The organism is Pelagibacterium mangrovi (assembly GCF_036662815.1).
Taxonomy (GTDB): domain Bacteria; phylum Pseudomonadota; class Alphaproteobacteria; order Rhizobiales; family Devosiaceae; genus Pelagibacterium; species Pelagibacterium mangrovi.
In genome coordinates this window covers 316,559-333,441 of sequence record NZ_JBAFXA010000002.1, presented here as the reverse complement: position 1 = coordinate 333,441, position 16,883 = coordinate 316,559, and the positions used below count along the sequence as shown (strand labels likewise).

General features: G+C 63.2%; 19 protein-coding genes. 6 read left to right on the top strand and 13 right to left on the bottom strand.

Translation table 11 applies throughout. The features are described 5' to 3' along the window. The first annotated feature begins 88 nt into the window (after positions 1–88). A complete protein-coding gene (locus V4T21_RS04415) occupies positions 89–1,258 on the top strand; it encodes a GGDEF domain-containing protein (RefSeq protein ID WP_332713599.1) in 1,170 nt (389 codons plus the stop codon). On the opposite strand, the gene V4T21_RS04410 is transcribed toward V4T21_RS04415, so the two are convergent. After that, complete coding sequence (locus tag V4T21_RS04410) at positions 1,245–2,054, bottom strand: COG3904 family protein (protein ID WP_332713597.1); 810 nt, start codon at positions 2,052–2,054, stop codon at positions 1,245–1,247. The genes V4T21_RS04415 and V4T21_RS04410 overlap by 14 nt on opposite strands. Next, positions 2,051–3,421 carry a hypothetical protein gene (locus tag V4T21_RS04405; RefSeq protein ID WP_332713594.1) on the bottom strand — a complete coding sequence of 457 codons (1,371 nt, stop codon included), beginning with the start codon at positions 3,419–3,421 and terminating at the stop codon, positions 2,051–2,053. Before V4T21_RS04405 ends, V4T21_RS04410 begins: the two co-directional genes overlap by 4 nt. 173 nt (positions 3,422–3,594) lie before the next feature. Between V4T21_RS04405 and V4T21_RS04400 the strand changes: the two genes are divergently transcribed. Then, positions 3,595–4,368, top strand: coding sequence for an MBL fold metallo-hydrolase (locus V4T21_RS04400; protein WP_332713592.1), 774 nt, complete (start codon positions 3,595–3,597; stop codon positions 4,366–4,368). 156 nt (positions 4,369–4,524) lie between these two features. Here V4T21_RS04400 and V4T21_RS04395 read toward each other — a convergent pair whose 3' ends face one another. The 6 genes from V4T21_RS04395 to V4T21_RS04370 form a co-directional block, all read right to left on the bottom strand. Then, the gene (locus V4T21_RS04395; protein WP_332713589.1) at positions 4,525–4,830 is read right to left on the bottom strand and encodes an ATP-dependent Clp protease adaptor ClpS; all 306 of its coding nucleotides are present in this window, start codon (positions 4,828–4,830) and stop codon (positions 4,525–4,527) included. Between the two features lie 69 nt (positions 4,831–4,899). Beyond that, positions 4,900–6,726 carry a translational GTPase TypA gene (gene typA, locus V4T21_RS04390; RefSeq protein ID WP_332713586.1) on the bottom strand — a complete coding sequence of 609 codons (1,827 nt, stop codon included), beginning with the start codon at positions 6,724–6,726 and terminating at the stop codon, positions 4,900–4,902. A 332-nt stretch (positions 6,727–7,058) separates the two neighbouring features. Then, positions 7,059–7,442: a VOC family protein gene (locus V4T21_RS04385; protein WP_332713583.1), complete on the bottom strand. Its 384-nt coding sequence runs from the start codon at positions 7,440–7,442 to the stop codon at positions 7,059–7,061. 83 nt (positions 7,443–7,525) lie between these two features. Continuing rightward, positions 7,526–7,867, bottom strand: coding sequence for a hypothetical protein (locus V4T21_RS04380; protein WP_332713580.1), 342 nt, complete (start codon positions 7,865–7,867; stop codon positions 7,526–7,528). A gap of 84 nt (positions 7,868–7,951) precedes the next feature. Continuing rightward, positions 7,952–8,539, bottom strand: a complete 588-nt coding sequence (locus V4T21_RS04375) for a sigma-70 RNA polymerase sigma factor region 4 domain-containing protein (protein WP_332713578.1) — start codon at positions 8,537–8,539, stop codon at positions 7,952–7,954. Positions 8,540–8,850: 311 nt separating this feature from the next. After that, positions 8,851–10,077 (bottom strand): argininosuccinate synthase, encoded by a 1,227-nt coding sequence (locus V4T21_RS04370; protein WP_332713575.1) that lies wholly within the window; start codon positions 10,075–10,077, stop codon positions 8,851–8,853. Between the two features lie 223 nt (positions 10,078–10,300). Between V4T21_RS04370 and V4T21_RS04365 the strand changes: the two genes are divergently transcribed. The 3 genes from V4T21_RS04365 (at position 10,301) to V4T21_RS04355 (ending at position 12,143) form a co-directional block, all read left to right on the top strand. Further along, positions 10,301–10,948, top strand: a complete 648-nt coding sequence (locus V4T21_RS04365; RefSeq protein ID WP_332713573.1) for a LysE family translocator — start codon at positions 10,301–10,303, stop codon at positions 10,946–10,948. A 70-nt stretch (positions 10,949–11,018) separates the two neighbouring features. Continuing rightward, on the top strand, positions 11,019–11,870 hold the full coding sequence (locus V4T21_RS04360; RefSeq protein ID WP_332713570.1) for a 23S rRNA (adenine(2030)-N(6))-methyltransferase RlmJ: 852 nt from the start codon (positions 11,019–11,021) through the stop codon (positions 11,868–11,870). Positions 11,871–11,945: 75 nt separating this feature from the next. After that, on the top strand, positions 11,946–12,143 hold the full coding sequence (locus V4T21_RS04355) for a YqaE/Pmp3 family membrane protein (RefSeq protein WP_332713567.1): 198 nt from the start codon (positions 11,946–11,948) through the stop codon (positions 12,141–12,143). A gap of 13 nt (positions 12,144–12,156) precedes the next feature. Here V4T21_RS04355 and V4T21_RS04350 read toward each other — a convergent pair whose 3' ends face one another. From V4T21_RS04350 to thpR, 5 genes are all read right to left on the bottom strand, one after another. Continuing rightward, entirely contained in the window at positions 12,157–12,603 is a 447-nt protein-coding gene (locus V4T21_RS04350) for a GNAT family N-acetyltransferase (protein ID WP_332713564.1), read from the bottom strand. Next, positions 12,600–13,799 (bottom strand): dual-specificity RNA methyltransferase RlmN, encoded by a 1,200-nt coding sequence (gene rlmN / locus V4T21_RS04345; protein WP_332713561.1) that lies wholly within the window; start codon positions 13,797–13,799, stop codon positions 12,600–12,602. The genes V4T21_RS04350 and rlmN overlap by 4 nt, the downstream gene beginning before the upstream one ends. Positions 13,800–13,930: 131 nt before the next feature. Beyond that, positions 13,931–14,443: an invasion associated locus B family protein gene (locus tag V4T21_RS04340; protein ID WP_332713558.1), complete on the bottom strand. Its 513-nt coding sequence runs from the start codon at positions 14,441–14,443 to the stop codon at positions 13,931–13,933. A gap of 88 nt (positions 14,444–14,531) precedes the next feature. After that, positions 14,532–15,059 carry an invasion associated locus B family protein gene (locus tag V4T21_RS04335; RefSeq protein ID WP_332713555.1) on the bottom strand — a complete coding sequence of 176 codons (528 nt, stop codon included), beginning with the start codon at positions 15,057–15,059 and terminating at the stop codon, positions 14,532–14,534. A 206-nt stretch (positions 15,060–15,265) separates the two neighbouring features. Next, positions 15,266–15,805 carry an RNA 2',3'-cyclic phosphodiesterase gene (gene thpR, locus V4T21_RS04330; protein WP_332713553.1) on the bottom strand — a complete coding sequence of 180 codons (540 nt, stop codon included), beginning with the start codon at positions 15,803–15,805 and terminating at the stop codon, positions 15,266–15,268. 248 nt (positions 15,806–16,053) lie between these two features. Between thpR and V4T21_RS04325 the strand changes: the two genes are divergently transcribed. Next, complete coding sequence (locus tag V4T21_RS04325; protein ID WP_332713550.1) at positions 16,054–16,824, top strand: Bax inhibitor-1/YccA family protein; 771 nt, start codon at positions 16,054–16,056, stop codon at positions 16,822–16,824. Positions 16,825–16,883 lie beyond the last annotated feature (59 nt).

Genomic DNA, 16,883 nt, shown 5'->3' with positions numbered 1-16,883 from the left:
TCTGCTTAACCCAATACTCGTCGGCGGACCCTGGTTCGTGCCATATTCAGTCGCCCCACAAGGGGCGAGCAGTTCCGCGGGTTGAACCATGAGCGGCGCAAATCTTGTTTTCTGGGTGATCGTTGCCCTGTGCGCCATCCAATCGGCGGCGTTCCTGGCGCTCGCCCGCTTCGATCCGGTCAACCGGCCCGCCCTCTGGTTCGCGGCGGCCTTCGCCGCCGCCGGGTTGAGCTATCTGGGCGAGATCGTCCTTGCGGCGGGCTTTGCCCCTGGCCCCACCCGCATGGTGATCGCCCTCGCCATGGCGCTGATGTTCGTCCTTGTCGCCTATGGGCTGGCCCGGCGCTACCGCGTCGAAATGCCTGCCGGCAGCGGTTTTGCCATCATCGCCGCGTCAACGATGCTCTATTATCTGATCCTGGATCTGCCGCGCGCCGATTTCACCCGCCAGATGCTCTATCAGATCCCCTATGCGCTGCTGAGCCTTCTCGCGCTCAGCGTCATCGCCCGCGCCCGGGGCAAGGTCTGGACCGACTGGCTGTTCATCGTCCTTTTTGGCCTCCTCAGCCTCCATTTCCTCGCCAAACCTTTCCTCGCGCAATGGACCGGGGGCGTGGGCGCCGAACCCACCGGCTATGCGGGCACCATCTATGCGGGCATTTCCAGTGCCTCGGGTGCCATCCTGCTGCTCATCCTCGCCACCTCCGGCCTGGCCCTGATGGTGGAAGACACCGCCAAGCGCCTCGTCCGCCGCGCCGAGCGCGATCCGGAAACCGGGCTTCTCAACCGCGCCGGCTTTACCGCCCACACCAGCCGCCGCGTGCTGGCGCTGGCCCAGACCGAGCGCCCCGACGGCGACCGGCTCGACATGGCCCTGACGCTGATCGCCATCGATCGCCCGGCCCGCTCCCGCGAACGCCCGGTCGCCGCCCTGGCCGCCCTCATCGCCGAAACCGCCCCCAAGGGCGCGCTGGTGGGCCGCATGGCCGATTTCGAATTCGCAATCCTCGCCCCCGGCAGCAATTTATTTGCCGCCCGTCACACCGCCGAAATCCTGCGCAAGAAGGCCCGCGATCGGCTGGGCGAAACCGTCCCCGGCCTGACGCTCGGCATCACCGAGCGCGAACCGGGCGATGCCTATCCCGACCTCCTCGCCCGCGGCCTCTGGGCCCTCGACGAGGCCGAACGCGCCGGCGGCAACTGCGTCCGCCTCGCCGCCCATTCCGGGCTCGGAGCAACCGCCATCAGACAGGGTTAGGGGCTGCGGCCAGCGCGGTTTCCTCCATCTCTTCCATGGTGAGGAAATAAAGCATGTCGGGCGGCGTCTCCATCGCATGGACCCACAGCAGCGGGTCGATCCCCATCTCATCGAGATAGCGTGCGATCCGCGCCGTCATCGCCTGCGCGTCGCTCATGGCCTGCGCCGAGCCGATTTCCGGCCCGTCGGTCCCCGCGTAGATCTGATGCACCCCCACGGCGGCGCTTTCCGAGATCAGCCGCTCGACCCCGCCCGCCAGCACCAGCGGGCAGGACGATCCGCAAAGCGCGCCGTCCCCAACGGCGGTCGCAAACCCGTTCTCCCGGATCATCCTTCCGATCGAGAGCGCATCCTCCACCGACCCGCCCGGCGAATTGAGCGCCACCGTCTCGACATAGTCGCCACGCGTGTCGATTTCTTCGGCAAACTGGTTCGCCGCCCCCGGAACGATGGTCCCCGACAGCATCAGGACGCCCCCGCCGACAAGTTCGATCGACAGGGGCTCGGAAAGCTGTTCGGCGGGCGTCGTGATATGGTCGAGCGGGCGATAGGCGGGATTGTCGGGGTCGATCTCGGGCCGCTCGACCGCCGGCAGCAGCGGATCGCCCGGCACCACCGCCAGATCGGCCGGTTCCATCCGGTTGAGATCGGAATAATCCGAAAACAGCACCCAGGCCGTCCCCGCCAGCATGGCGTAAAAGGCAGTACGCAGGATCGCCCCGTCCTCGATTGCGGCGAGGGCATCGACGACCCGTGCGCCAAACCCCTTCCGCGGCGTCTCCCCCAGACTGGTCATGGCCGTTGCGGCGCCTCGGTGCGCTTGCGCTGGTTGAGGCCCGGCAAGGGCGTAACCGTGTCGTCCCCATCGGCGCGGATCGGTTCGGCGGCGACCGGGGGCGCCTCCTCTCCGTCATGTGCCGCCTCGGGTTGCGGCTCACTTTCGATATCGGGCAGGGGCTCGGCGGGCGGCAGGCGGCTCGCCATCATCTGGTTGTGGAGCGCCACGGCCCGCATCATGTCGGCCGCCGTCAGCGTTTCGGCGTCATCGAGCGATTCGGCGTCCCGCCGCATCGCCGAATGGGCGACCGAGAGCAGCAGCACCAGCACCACCGGCAGGAGGTCGATCGAGATCGCCCCGGCCCAGGAGGGGACGAAATCGGAGGCATAGCGCAGCACCGCCTCGGCCGAGGATAGCGGCACGAAACGGCGCGGTTCGACCGCCGGCTCGGCCATGATGGCCTGGGCGGCCTCGACCAGCGCCGCCGATTGCGCGTCCACGGCGCCCCGGATATTGGCCATCGCCGCGTCCTGGCGCACCACAAGCCCGGCATTCTGCCCATCGGCCACCGGCGCGATGAAGCCCAGCGAAATATCGTCGGCGGCCCGCGCCACGGAAGGGGCGACCGAGGTTTCCTGCAGCGCCGCGATCACCCCGGTCAGTGCCACGATCTCGGCGGCGAAGGCATCGGCCCGGGGCTGCACCTCGCCGGGCGCCGAAACCAGTTCGCGCATCGCCGCCAGATGCTCGCTTCCGGTGGCAAACAGCGCCGCCGCCCGCTCCTGGGACTGGGCGATGGTTCCAGCCAGCGCCGTCATCTGCGTGCTCATCTGGCTCAAAAGCTGCACCACCGAACCCGACCCCGAAGTGCCGGTCAGCGCCCCGCCCTCACGCTCTTCCTGAGCCAGCGTCGCGAACCGATCCGCCGCCCGCTGCACGTCGGGCAACAGCGATTGGGCGGCCAGCGCATTGCCGTGCGCGGCGTCCAGATCGCCGGTGTAGTTTTCCAGCGTCACCGCCATATGCTGTTCGAGCGCCGCCGATCCGGCCAGCGCCGCCGCGTTGAGCCAGGAGCTCATGGCGACGATCATCAGCGAACCCAGCGCCATGATCGCGGCCATCAGCAGCCTCTGGCTCATGGTGCGCATCAACGGCAGGAACCGCATCATGTAGCTCCAGAACACATAGATGCCCACCGACACGGCGACCGAATAGATGATGGCGGCGAAAAAGACGAAATTGGCGTCCCCGTCCAACAGCCCGCGTACGCCCAGATAGGTATAGACCCCGCTCGCCAGCGCCAGAACGGCAAGCGCGAAGCGCGAGGTGACCTCGAGCCCCTTGATCGTCTGCCCGATCCGGGCGGCGTTGTTCTGGCTTGCCATTGCGTGAGGTCCCCTCGGCCCAATCGATTAAGCCAATCTTAACAGGGAAATCCCGGCGAAATCGAGATGGCGTCGACGCCGAAAGAGGCACCCAATCACAACCACCCCTGTGGCGATTGCCGGCCTGGACGCGTATCATGGCCACAAGACCGTTCAAAAAGGAGGAAGCAGAAATGAGTTTTACCCGCCGCCAGACGCTTGGCCTCGGCCTCACCGGCCTTGCGGCCCTGGGCGTTACCACCATCGTGCCCCGTACGGCCTTCGCCCAGGCCGATGGCGATCTCTACCCTTCCGAGGCCGGCGATTTCTTCGTCCACCCCATCGCCCACGCCTCGCTGGTCCTCGAAACGCCCTCGGGGGTGATCTATGTCGATCCGGTCGGCGGCACCGAGCCCTATTCCTACCTCCCGCCCCCCGATCTGATCCTGGTCACCCACGAGCATGGCGACCATTTCGAGCTCGAAACCCTCGAAGCGCTGATGGGCGAGGCGACCGAGATCATCACCAATCCCGCCGTCTTCGCCATGCTTCCCGAAGCCCTTGCCGCCCGGGCGCGGGAAATGGCCAATGGTGATACCGACAGCTTCGGCGACATCGCGATCGAGGCGGTCCCGGCCTACAACACCACCGAGGACCGCCTGCAATACCACCCGCAAGGGCGCGACAACGGCTATATCCTCACCATCGGCGAGCGCCGCGTCTATATCGCCGGCGACACCGAGGACATCCCCGAGATGCGCGCGCTCGAAGACATCTTCGTCGCCTTCGTGCCCATGAACCTGCCCTTCACCATGGACGTTGCCCAGGCCGCCTCCGGCGTCGCCGCGTTCCTGCCCACCTATGTCTATCCCTACCACTATAACGACAGCGACCTCGACCAGTTCGAGCAATTGCTGCTCGACGAAATCGGCGGCGGCACGGAAGTGGTGCGCGGGGAGTGGTACTGACTGAAAACGGCAAAGAGAGGCGCGGGCTATCCCGGGCCTCTCCCCTCGTCCTCTCCGCGAATGCCGAAGATGCGGTCGCCTTTATCCCCCGCCGTGTCATTCCGGGATTTATTCCCGGAATCCAGCAGAGACGCCCCCACATGCACGAAGGTGCCCTTATTCCTCCGGCTCGGTCGTCACCATCAGCGGAAACCCGAACTGCTGGCTCAATTCGATCGCCTCGTCCGCCTTGGTCTCGGCGATTTCCTTGGTATAGACGGCGACCACCGCAGCGCCCTTCTGGTGGGCGGTCATCATTATCGATTCCGCCTGCGGTTCCCCCATCCGGAAAACCGATTGGAGCACCTTCACCACGAATTCGCGCGGCGTGTAATCGTCATTGACGAGGATCACCTTGTGCAGCTTGGGCCGCTCGGTCCTGATCCTGGTTTGCGTGCGTTGCTTGGTCGATGTATCGCTCATCGCGGCACCTCGTGAAAAAACGATGGGCAGAGCGCCGCCAATATAGGCCCGCCCTGCCCGCTCATCAAATCAACTCGCCGCCGACTCCGCCGCTGCCGCCCGCGCGGCGCGCTTGCGGTCATGCGGGTCGAGGTGGATTTTGCGCAACCGCACCGATTGCGGCGTCACCTCGACATATTCATCGTCGGCGATATAGCTCAGCGCCTGTTCGAGGCTGAGCTTCTTGGGCGGCGTCAACCGGATCGCCTCGTCCTTCGAGGTGGTCCGGATATTGGTCAACTGCTTGCCCTTCAAAACGTTCACTTCCAGATCGTTCTCGCGATTGTGCTCGCCAATGATCATGCCCTCGTAAACGTCGACGCCCGGATCGATCAGCATCGGCCCGCGATCCTCGAGGTTGAACAGCGCATAGGCCACCGCCACGCCCGTCGCATTGGAGATCAGCACCCCGGTGCGCCGAATGGGCAACGGCCCCTTGAAGGGCGCGTATTCGTGGAACACCCGGTTGAAGATCGCCGTGCCGCGCGTGTCGGACAAAAGTTCGCCCTGATAGCCGATCAGCCCGCGGGTCGGCACATAGAGCCGCACGCGCGTACGCCCCTGCCCCGAAGGCCGCATCTCGACGAGATCGCCACGCCGTTCGGTGAGCTTCTGGACGACGACAGAGGAAAACTCGTCATCGACGTCAATGATCACTTCTTCGACCGGCTCGAGCTTTTGCCCGTTTTCTTCCTTGAACAGCACCTTGGGGCGGCCAAGGCAGAGTTCAAACCCCTCGCGGCGCATGGTTTCGATCAGAACGCCGAGCTGAAGCTCGCCACGGCCCGCGACGTCGAAACTGTCATTGTCGTCGCCCGGGGTCACCCGGATTGCCACATTGCCCTCGGCCTCGCGCATCAGGCGGTCGCGGATCACCCGGCTCTGCACCTTGTCGCCTTCGCGGCCGGCCAGCGGGCCGTCATTGATCCTGAACGTCACCGAAAGGGTGGGGGGATCGATCGGCTTGGCCTCGAGCGCCTCGGTCACCTGCGGAATGGCGATGGTATTGGCCACGGTCGCGGTTTCGAGCCCGGCCAGGGCCACGATATCGCCCGCCTTGCCTTCCTCGATCGGCTCGCGCTCCAGCCCTCGAAAGCCCAGAACCTTGCTGATCCGGCCTTTTTCGACCACCTTGCCGTCGCGGGACAGCGCATGAACGGCATCGCCGGGTTTTACCGAACCCGAATGGATACGTCCGGTCAGGATGCGGCCCAGGAACGCATTGCGCTCGATGCTGGTCACCAGCATCCGGAACGGGCCTTCCTCGACCTGGGGTTCGGTGAAATGAGCGAGGACCTTGTCGAGCAGCGGCCCCATGGAATCCTTGGGCCCTGCCGGCTCCTCTGCCATCCAGCCCTGTTTGGCCGAACCGTAGAGTACGGGAAAATCGAGCTGCTCGGGGGTGGCGTCGAGCGAAACGAACAGGTCGAAGATTTCGTCGAGCACTTCGTCATGACGCTCGTCGGGCTTGTCGATCTTGTTGATCACCACGATCGGCCGCAGCCCGATCTGGAGTGCCTTGGACAGCACGAATTTGGTCTGGGGCATCGGCCCCTCGGCCGCATCCACCAGGATCACCGCGCCATCGACCATCGAGAGGAACCGCTCCACCTCGCCGCCGAAATCGGCGTGGCCGGGCGTATCGAGAATATTGATCCGGTGATCCTTCCAGTTGAGCGAAGTCACCTTGGCCAGAATGGTGATACCACGCTCTTTTTCCAGATCGTTGGAATCCATGACGCGCTCATCGACGCGCTGGTTGTCGCGGAAGGTGCCCGACTGTTTGAGGAGGACGTCGATCAGGGTCGTCTTGCCATGGTCGACGTGGGCAATGATCGCAATATTGCGCAAGCTCATAAGGTGGGGCAGCCATTTTTTGGGGGTTTAGAGTGGCAGCCCTTAACCCAGCAGCGGCTTATAAACAAGAAAAAACGCCGCAAGGCAGGCATGCACACTCGCTCGCCCGAGAATTTGGCAAGCTCGGCGCACCCCTCATCCGACCCGGCTCCGCCGGCCCACCTTCTCCCTCAAGGGGAGAAGGGTACCCCTTGCAACGTTTCGGCAAGACCTCAAGCGCCGCCCAAAAGAGCCCGCCCTCTCCCCTTGAGTGAGAGGGGTTGGGGTGAGGGGGCGCTGAGCTCCAACGCACCCTCACGTCAGCATGGCCCAGCAAAGCCGCAGGAAAAGCCCTACTTCAAGCTCCTCGGCTTGTCCCCGCTCTGCCACAGTCCCAGGCCAAAGCCATCGGGGTCCAGAAAGTCGGCGCTCCATCCCCCCGGCGCTTCCTCGATCGGGGTGACGATCGTCACCCCCTTCTCCGCCAGCGCGGCGACGATATCGTCGATCCCCCCATCGACCAGGTCGAAGACCAGCGCCGGAGTATTGCCGCGCTTGCCCTCCATCTGGAAAAACACCATCTCCAGCCCGCCATCGAGCTCCCCCGACAGCCAGAAGGGCTCCGCCCCCTCCTGCCGGGTGAGCCCGATCCCGAGCACGTCATTGTAAAAGCTTTCGGTGCGCGCGATGTCGGCGACGTAAAAGACGATCGAGGCGCGATGCGGTTTGGGCAGCATTGTCGGTTCTCCTGGACGTTGAGAGGATCAAACACCCCCTGTTGCCGCCACCTCCCGTTTCGTGAGGCCGACCGGCGGATTTTTCAGACGAGCGAACGGAACTCGCTTGTCATTCCCTCGTCGTTGGACAGGCTGAAGGTCCCTGGCTCGTCCCCCGCCGTCTCGGTAAAGCAGAATTCCTGCGGACCGGCGTCCGAGCGCAGGCACAGCTTGCCGTCCGCCCTCCGCCAGCTGCCCGTATCGACGGGCTGGGGAATGTTGTCGGCCATATCGGCATAGGTGCCGTCATCGTTGAACACCATGCGGGTCACCGTTCCGTCCGGCTGGGTCGCCGCGTAGATGCCCGGCTCCATCGGCCCTTCTTCCGCGCTCGAACATCCGGCGAGCACAAGCGCCAAAATCATGATCGAAAATGTTTTGTTCATACCAATAGTCCCCTTCGGATATGGTGTCCGGCACCATCCGCCATGGGCCGGAACGGGCGTTTTCGTCGGTTTCCGAAAAGCGCCCTAGGAACGACGCCGCACGACAAGGATATGGCCGTCCGGGTCATGGGTCGCAAACGCCCCACCATGCCGGCGCAGCGCCGGCGCGAGCGCCTGCCGGATCACACCGTAAGCCAGATCGAGATTGAGCCCAATCATTTCGGCCGGCATGACCACGCCTTTTTTCCCGAGCGCCACTTTGAGCGCCCGTATCCTCTGGCGCAGCGTCGTATCGTCCAGGCCGAGAAGATAGGCGATCTCGATCCGCGAATGTCCCGAAACGGCCAGCGCCGCGACCACCCGCAGGCTTTTGGGCAATCCGGTCAGGATGCCGGCCAGCGGCTCGCCTTCCTGCCGGTCCTGCTGGCGTTCAGCCTGCTGCCAGCGCGCTTCCCGCTCCCGCCGGCGCACGGCGCTGCGGGCATCGAAAGCGGCGCGCCTGCGGATCGCTCCGGCCATCCAGCGCCGGTTGGCCTGCTGGGAAAAATCGTCCCGCCCGGCCTCGACCGCCGCGATCAGCACCTCCTGGACGATATCCTCCGCCTCCGCGCTGCGCCGCGCATGACGACGGGCCCACGCGACGAGTTCGGCATAAGGCAGCGAATGGCGCATCGAAAACCCCGGTTCAGCCCGCCCGACGATAGCGGCGAGCAGCCGATCCCGGCAACTCAAAACCTGCCTGTGCCCAAACCCCTCCCGTACCACGGGGCAGCGTTGCGGATTGCCGGGTCAAGCCCGACAATGACGACGGAGAGGTCAGGGGCAACGAAGGGAGTTTCTTACCGTAACGTTGCCACCATCACCCCTTCTCCCCTTGAGGAAGAAGGTGCCCCGAAGGGGCGGATGAGGGGTGCGCTGAGCCAGCTATGCACACCGTCGCCAGAAGTGTACCCACTCCCTCCCGCAATACCGGGCAGCAATGCCTACCCCCGCGCCAACCGCAGCTTGCGCGCCCCGAACGTCTTGAGCCGCAACCCGTTGAGCTTGATGAACCCCTCGGCGTCGTGATGATCGTACGTCCCGGAACCCTCTTCAAAGGTCACCAGATCTTCCGAATAGAGCGAATAGGGCGAGGTGCGCGCCACGACATTGGCCGAGCCCTTATAGAGCTTCACACTGACTTCGCCGGCCACATATTCCTGACTCTTGTCGATCAGCGCCTGGAGCATTTCGCGCTCGGGCGAGAACCAGAAACCATTGTAGATCAGTTCCGCATAGCGCGGCATGATCTCGTCTTTCAGATGCGCCGCCCCGCGATCGAGGGTGATCGATTCGATCCCCCGATGCGCCCCCAGCAAGATCGTGCCGCCCGGCGTCTCATAGATGCCCCGGCTCTTCATGCCCACGAAGCGGTTCTCGACAAGATCGAGCCGTCCCACCCCATGCTTGCCGCCCAGTTCGTTGAGCTTCGTCAGGAGCGCGGCTGGCGACAGTTTTTCGCCATTGACCGAAACCGCGTCACCCTTCTCGAACCCGATGGTGATCGTTTCGGGCTCATTGGGGGCATCCATCGGATCGACAGTACGCTGATAGACGTATTCGGGCGCTTCCACGCCGGGGTCTTCGAGCACCTTGCCCTCCGAGGAGGTGTGCAGCAGGTTCGCATCCACCGAGAACGGCGCTTCGCCGCGCTTGTCCTTGGGCACAGGAATCTGGTTCTGCTCGGCGAATTCGATCAGCTTGGTGCGGCTCTGCAGATCCCATTCGCGCCAGGGCGCGATCACCTTGATGCCCGGATTGAGCGCATAGGCCGAAAGCTCGAACCGCACTTGGTCGTTGCCCTTGCCCGTCGCGCCATGGGCGATAGCGTCCGCGCCGGTTTCCTCGGCGATCTCGACCAGGCGCTTGGAGATCAGCGGCCGCGCGATCGAGGTGCCCAGAAGATAGACGCCCTCGTAAAGCGCGTTGGCCCGGAACATGGGAAAGACGAAATCGGCAACGAATTCCTCGCGCAGATCCTCGATGCGGATGTCCTTGACGCCCATCATCTCGGCCTTCTTGCGCGCCGGTTCGAGCTCTTCGCCCTGCCCCAGATCGGCGGTGAAGGTCACCACTTCGCAATCATAGGCCGTCTTGAGCCATTTCAGGATGATCGAAGTGTCGAGGCCCCCTGAATAGGCGAGAACCACTTTCTTGATGTCTTTGCTCATGGCCGAACTGTAAACTGGGTTGATGAGACGGGAAAAGTCGGAAACCGACCGACTGAATTTGCCGGACACTAATCAGATCGGGTCGGGACTGTCCAGAACACCGAGCGTTTCCAGAAAAGAACCCCGCAAAAATCGGGTTGCGCTTGGCGTTTGGCACGAGCATGTTCGCAAACGCCATATAGGCGCGTCGATCACGCGCATACTCCCCCATCTGGACCCGTATATGCTGGTACATGTCCCCGACCTCGCCATCATCCTGAGCTTCGCGCTCGCCGCCATCGTCCTGGCCATCACGCCGGGTCCCGACATGGCGCTGTTCATCTCGCGCACCGTCAATTTCGGGCTAAAGCACGGATTTGCAACGGTTTTCGGCGCCCTGACCGGCATCGCGGTGCACACAATGCTCGCCGCCTTCGGCATCTCGATCCTGATCGTCACCGCCCCCGCCGCCTTCTGGGCCCTCAAGATCGTCGGCGCTATCTACTTGTTATGGCTTGCTTTTTCCGCAATTCGCTCGGGTTCCGGCCTCACCGTCGCCAAGGCGGGCGACAAAATCCCCAGCCTCAAGAACTCCTATTTCACCGGGCTGGGCATCAACCTCACAAACCCTAAGGTCGCCTTGTTCTTCGTGACCTTCCTGCCCCAGTTCGTCTCGGCTTCCGACCCTTACGCAGCCCAGAAGCTGATCTTCCTGGGCGCTGAATTCGTGGTCCTCTCGCTGCCGATCGTTATCGGAATCGTCTTTGGCGCCCAATGGCTTACCGGCACGCTGATGCGCTCGCCGCGTATCCAGAAGGCACTCAACTGGTCGTTCGCCGCCGTCTTTGCGGCCTTTGCGGTGACGATCCTTACGGCGGAAACGCGTAAATGAGTGCTTCCAGAAAAAGTGGCCTCCACTTTTTCGCTTCGGAAGCGCGAAAAACCAAGGAAACGCGGAGCGTATGAACTATCGCCACGCCTTCCATGCCGGCAATTTCGCCGACGTGGTCAAGCATGTTATCCTCGTGCGTATCCTCTCGTATATGATGCGCAAGGATGCTCCGTTTCGCGTCATCGATACCCACGCCGGGGTCGGCCTTTACGATCTCTGGGGCGATGCGTCCGAACGTACTGCCGAATGGCGCGACGGCATCGCCCGGCTTTTGAGCCGCGATCTGCCCGAGCCGGCCGCCACGCTGATCGCCCCCTATCTCCTTGCAATCAAAGCCCAAAATCGCGACGGCGGCTTGCGCTACTACCCCGGCTCCCCCTTCATCACCCGTCACATGCTGCGGCCACAGGATCGCCTGATGGCCCTCGAACTGCACCCGCAAGACGCTGATCTGCTTAGGGAAAATTTCGCCGGCGACATCCAGACCCGCGTCACCGCTCTCGACGGCTGGGCCGCCATGGGCACCCATCTCCCGCCCAAGGAAAAGCGCGGCCTCGTCCTCGTCGATCCCCCTTTCGAGCAGAAAGGCGAATTCGCCCGCATGGTCGATAGCCTGGAAAAAGCCCACAAACGCTGGCCCGGCGGCACCTACGCCTATTGGTATCCCATCAAGGACCCAGCCGAAGTCACAGCATATACCAAGGCGCTGAAAGCCACGGGAATCCCCAAGATCCTGCGTCTGGAACTCACCATCCGCCAGCCCTCGACCCCGCCGCGCCTGCACGGCACCGGCATGGTCGTTGTCAATCCGCCCTATCTTCTGGAAACCGAAATGCAGGCCATCCTGCCGGTCCTCGCCGATATCCTGGCCGACGAGGGGCGCGGGCGGTTCAGGATCGAATGGATCGCCGGGGAAGACTAGTGGGTAAGGAACATCCTTGTCCCTGGAAAACTTATCCCCATATTGCAGACACCGCTTATCATGGGACCACAGACGATGACCTTTGGAGATTTCATTCGGATCCTGTTTTCGATCCTTATTCCCCCGCTCGGCGTCTTTCTGCGCGTCGGCTTCGGCCTGCACTTCTGGCTCAACATCCTGTTGACCATACTGGGCTATGTGCCGGGCCTGATCCACGCGATCTGGATCATCGCCAGCCACCGCACCCGCGACCGGCTCACCTACGGAAGCTAAACTATTGCTCTAGCTATTCTTTCGTCGGGGCTTGAAGGTCGAATTCATAATAAACCATTCCCTGCCCCGGCGATCCCATATGGGTATACAGCCCATTGGCCGCGTCATTGTCGGTCTCGGTCGCGACCCACGCCGATCCGGCGCCCCGCGCCCGGCCGGCATCGAGCAGCAGGGCCATCAGCCGCGAGGCAATTCCGCGCCGCTGGTGGCTTTCCGCCACCCCCACCTCGTTGATGAACAATTCCAGCGGCTTGTCGGGGTGGAAATAGAACATCCCCGTTGCCATCCCCACCACCTTGTCTCCGTCGGTCGCCAGCGCGATACGGTAGTCGGGATGGGCCAGATAGGCCTTGGCGAGGGCGGGATCGATGGGCTCATCGAAAACGCTGGTATCGGCCGAAATCAGCAGGTCGAGATCGGCTTCTCCGATGAGCCTTGAAACGATACCGTTCTCATTCATAGCATGAAGGCCTCCCGATCCTTCTTTTTCAGCCGCTCCGTTTCGGACTTCAATTGCCCGCAGGCCGCAAAGATATCGCGCCCTCGGGGCGTGCGGACTGGAGAGGCATAACCGGCCCGGTTGACGATATCGGCAAAGGCTTCGATCCGGTCCCAGTCCGAACACACATAGTTCGAACCCGGCCAGGGGTTGAACGGGATGAGATTGATCTTGGCCGGGATGTTGGCCAGAAGCCGCACCAGTTCGCGCGCATCGGCATCCGAATCGTTGATATCCTTGAGCATGACGTATTCGAACGTTATGCGCTTGGCGTTCGACACACCCGGATAGGTCCGACACGCCTCCAGCAATTCCTCGAGCGGCCATTTCTTGTTGATCGGCACCAGCACGTCGCGCAGATCGTCGCGCACCGCATGGAGCGAAATCGCCAGCATCACCCCGATTTCCGACCCCGTCGGCTCGATCTGCGGCACGACGCCGGAGGTCGAAAGCGTGATGCGGCGTTTCGAGATCGACAGCCCCTCGCCATCCGAAGCGATCAGCAGCGCCTTTTTGACATTGTCGTAATTGTAGAGCGGCTCGCCCATGCCCATCATGACGATATTGGTGATCGCCCGGTTTTCGCCGGATGGCACCAGCCCGTCTGTGGGGCGCACGCCGCCGGGGAAATCCCCCAGCCGCTCGCGCGCCATCATCACCTGGCCCAGCACTTCCCCCGCCGTCAAATTGCGCACCAGTTTCTGGGTTCCGGTGTGGCAGAACGAACAGGTGAGCGTGCACCCCACCTGCGAGGAGACGCACAGCGTCCCGCGGTCGCTTTCCGGAATATAGACGGTTTCCACCTCGACCGGCGGCATGTTGGGATGGACGGGATCGCGGAAGCGGAACAGCCATTTGCGCGTGCCGTCGATCGAAACCTGCTCGGAAACGATCTCGGGCCGCCCGATGGTGAACGCCTGCTCGAGATCGGCGCGCAAACCCTTGGCGATATTGGTCATCGCCGAAAAATCGGTGACCCCGTTGACGTATATCCAGTTCCAGAGCTGGCTGGCGCGCATGCGCGCGTCGCGCTCGGAAAGTCCGGTCTCGCCCAAGCTCGCGGCGATTTCCTTCTTGGAGAGGCCCAAAAGATCGCGCGGGCCGGTAACGGCCGGACGCGGCGCCGTTCCATGATCGAGATTGAGCGCCAAAGTCATGGGCTTGGATTCCAAAGGAGTGTGAGGTTTTCGGGGTATATGGACGTGGGGCGGCCCGTTTCAAGGCCAGCGCGGCAAACGTCGTCTGCCCCGCCCTCTAGCACAATCGCGCCCGGCGCGCAAAGCCAGGCTCAGCAGGCCCCGTCCATGGCCCCGGTCGCCGCCGTCGCACCGGAAAGCGAAAACGTCTGGCGCACCGTCTGCCCTGCAAGGCTGGTCCCCTCGATCGTCATGGACGACCCGCCACGGATCGCCTGCACGGCGGCCCCGCTCTGGCTGGGATCGGCCAGCCAGGCCGCATCGTCCTGGGTAAAGAGCGCGAAATTCTGTCCGCCCACCGACAACGTTGCCCTGGCGTCGGGCGCGAACTGATAGCCGGCCACCAGATTGATCTCGGAGCGGATGTTCTGGGCAGGCCGATGGGTGATGTAGAAATAGGCGTCTCCGGAAACCGCCGCCCCCGGTTCGGTCGCTGTGGGTCGCGAAAGCACGAAGCAGATCTGGCCTTCGCTCTCGGTGGTGGCATAGGCCGACCATGCGTTGTGCTCGCCCAGCACGCGCACCGATTGGGCAGTGGCCGGCAGGGACCAGAGGCCCAATGCAATTGCCGCAAGAGCAGGCAGACACGCGATATGATGGACCATGGGCTTCATCCTCAGTCTCATTGGGAAACGCGAAAAGGCCGGGCGGACCCGACCTTGACCAATCGAGGCGCTTTGGGAAAACGCGCCTTTACTGCGGGCATTCCTCATTGGCCGCATTGAGCGCGGCGGTGATCCCGCGCAGCGAATAAGTGTCCACGGTATTGGTGCCGCGCTGGGAGGTGGCCCGAACGACCATGGAAGCGCCGGCGCGCATGGCGCCCACGAAACCCGGCTCGTCCTCGATGGAGGCCAGCCACGCCGATTCGCCCTGGGTCACCATGGGATAGGACCGTCCGTCCACCGATGTCGAGGCATTCGCGTTGCTCTCGTGGATCGGATACCCCACGATTGTCGCCACCTCGTTGCGGTTGGTGGGCCGGATCGTGACGATGAAATGGATAGCGCCGCGATTGACATTGGTCGGTTCGCTCGTCTGGGGCGTCGAGGAAACATAGCAGATCTTGCCGCTTCCATCGGTATCGGTCCACGCCGTCCAGAAGTCGAACGTCCCCAGATTGTCGGCGGCGAAGGCCGCCGGGCTGGCACAAAGCACGACCGCACCGCCGGCCAGGGCGGCAAGCATGCGGCGGATGTGGCTGCGAAACGCAAACGTCATCGCCAAACCCTTCTCTCTTATTCTTCAAACATGCACATGACTGCCGCCGACTTTGCACCCCTATGGTTACCAGAGAGCAAATACGCACGGCTTTTTTCCCACGAGGCGGCAAACTAGGGAGGAATTTGGCCGGAATTTGGCCACCCAGGGCACACGCTCTACACGATGATTTGTGCAGCCAGCCCGCTGAACGCCGGCTGAACGGATCAGGCGGCCAGGGGATAGTCCTGTTCCACGATATAGGGGCCTCCGCCCACCGAATCGCGGCTCGAAAACACCACGAATTCTCCCACGGCAAAACTCATGGCCATGAACTGGCCGGCATGGGCGATATGACGCGCCAGATCGGCGGGACTGGTATCGCGCAACCGGGCGAGCGTTACGTGCGGCACGAATTTGCGCCCGTCGGGCGGCAGCCCGATACGCTGGAGCAACCGCTCCTGGCTCGCCTGCAGCCGCGCCAGCGGTTCGGACGGTTCGACCCCCGCATAAAGCGCCCGCGGCTTATTGCCGCCGAATACCCCCAGATGGGAAATCGTGAGGGAAAAGGGCTCGACATCGGCATGCATTTCGAGCGCGTCATAGACCTCGCCGGCGGTGCGGTGGTCGACGTCCCCGATATAGCGCAGGGTGATATGGTAATTCTCCGGATCGATCCAGCGGGCTCCCGACAGCCCACCCCGCTTGAACGAGAGGGCGAACCCCAGATCGTGGGGAAGCTGCAAACCGGTAAACAGTCTGGGCATGAGCGAAAACCTTCCATGTCCCGGTCGCCCGGCCCTGACCGGGCCGACCGAATCAGAGCCTAGCACATCGATCGGCAGGCGGAATCAAAAACCCGTCAACGGCGCATCGCCGGCCCTCACCGCACCCGGTTTTGCTTGTAATTTCAGGGGCTCGTCTCCATATTATCCATCAACTGGTAAAATCGGGTCCGGCATGAGGCTGGTCCGGCTGCCGGAAAGCCACTTTGCAACGAGGATGGAACACGAAAATGGCACAATACGACCGTCAGACCGTCGCAGGGCGCGTAGGCACGGCCGCCGCCATCGATGAGGGTCTGCGCAGCCATATGCTGCGTGTTTACAATTACATGGGCATCGGCCTGGTCGTCACCGGCCTGGTCGCTTTTTTCGCCAATCAGATGGCCGTCACCGCCGACGCTTCGGCCGCCGCGGCCCAGCTCGCCGATGGTACCTATCTCACCCAATGGGGCGTGCTGCTCTATACCAGCCCGCTGATGTGGGTGGTGGCGCTTTCCCCGCTCGCCTTCGTCCTGGTGCTGTCGTTCGGCATCAACAAGCTCTCCTTCGGCGCCGCCCAGGCCACCTTCTGGGGCTTTGCCGCTATGATGGGCCTGTCGCTGTCGTCGATCTTCATGGTCTACACCGACGCCTCGATCGCCAAGGTGTTCTTCATCACCGCCGCCACCTTCGGTGCGATGAGCCTTTACGGCTACACCACCAAGCGTGACCTTACCGGCATGGGTTCGTTCCTGATGATGGGCCTGATCGGCCTGATCATCGCCATGGTGGTCAATATCTTCCTGGCCTCTTCGGCGCTCGATTTCGTCATCTCGGCCGTCGGCGTGCTGATCTTTGTCGGCCTGACCGCCTACGACACCCAGAAGATCAAGGAAGCCTATGCCGAAAACATCGGCCATGAAGGCCTCGGTAAGCTGGCCCTGATGGGCGCGTTGACCCTCTATCTGGACTTCATCAACCTGTTCATGATGCTGCTGCGCCTGTTCGGCAACCGCGAATAGCGGGCAGCAGCGCCCGATACGGGCGACGAAAACCAAAAAGCCGCGGATCACCTCCGCGG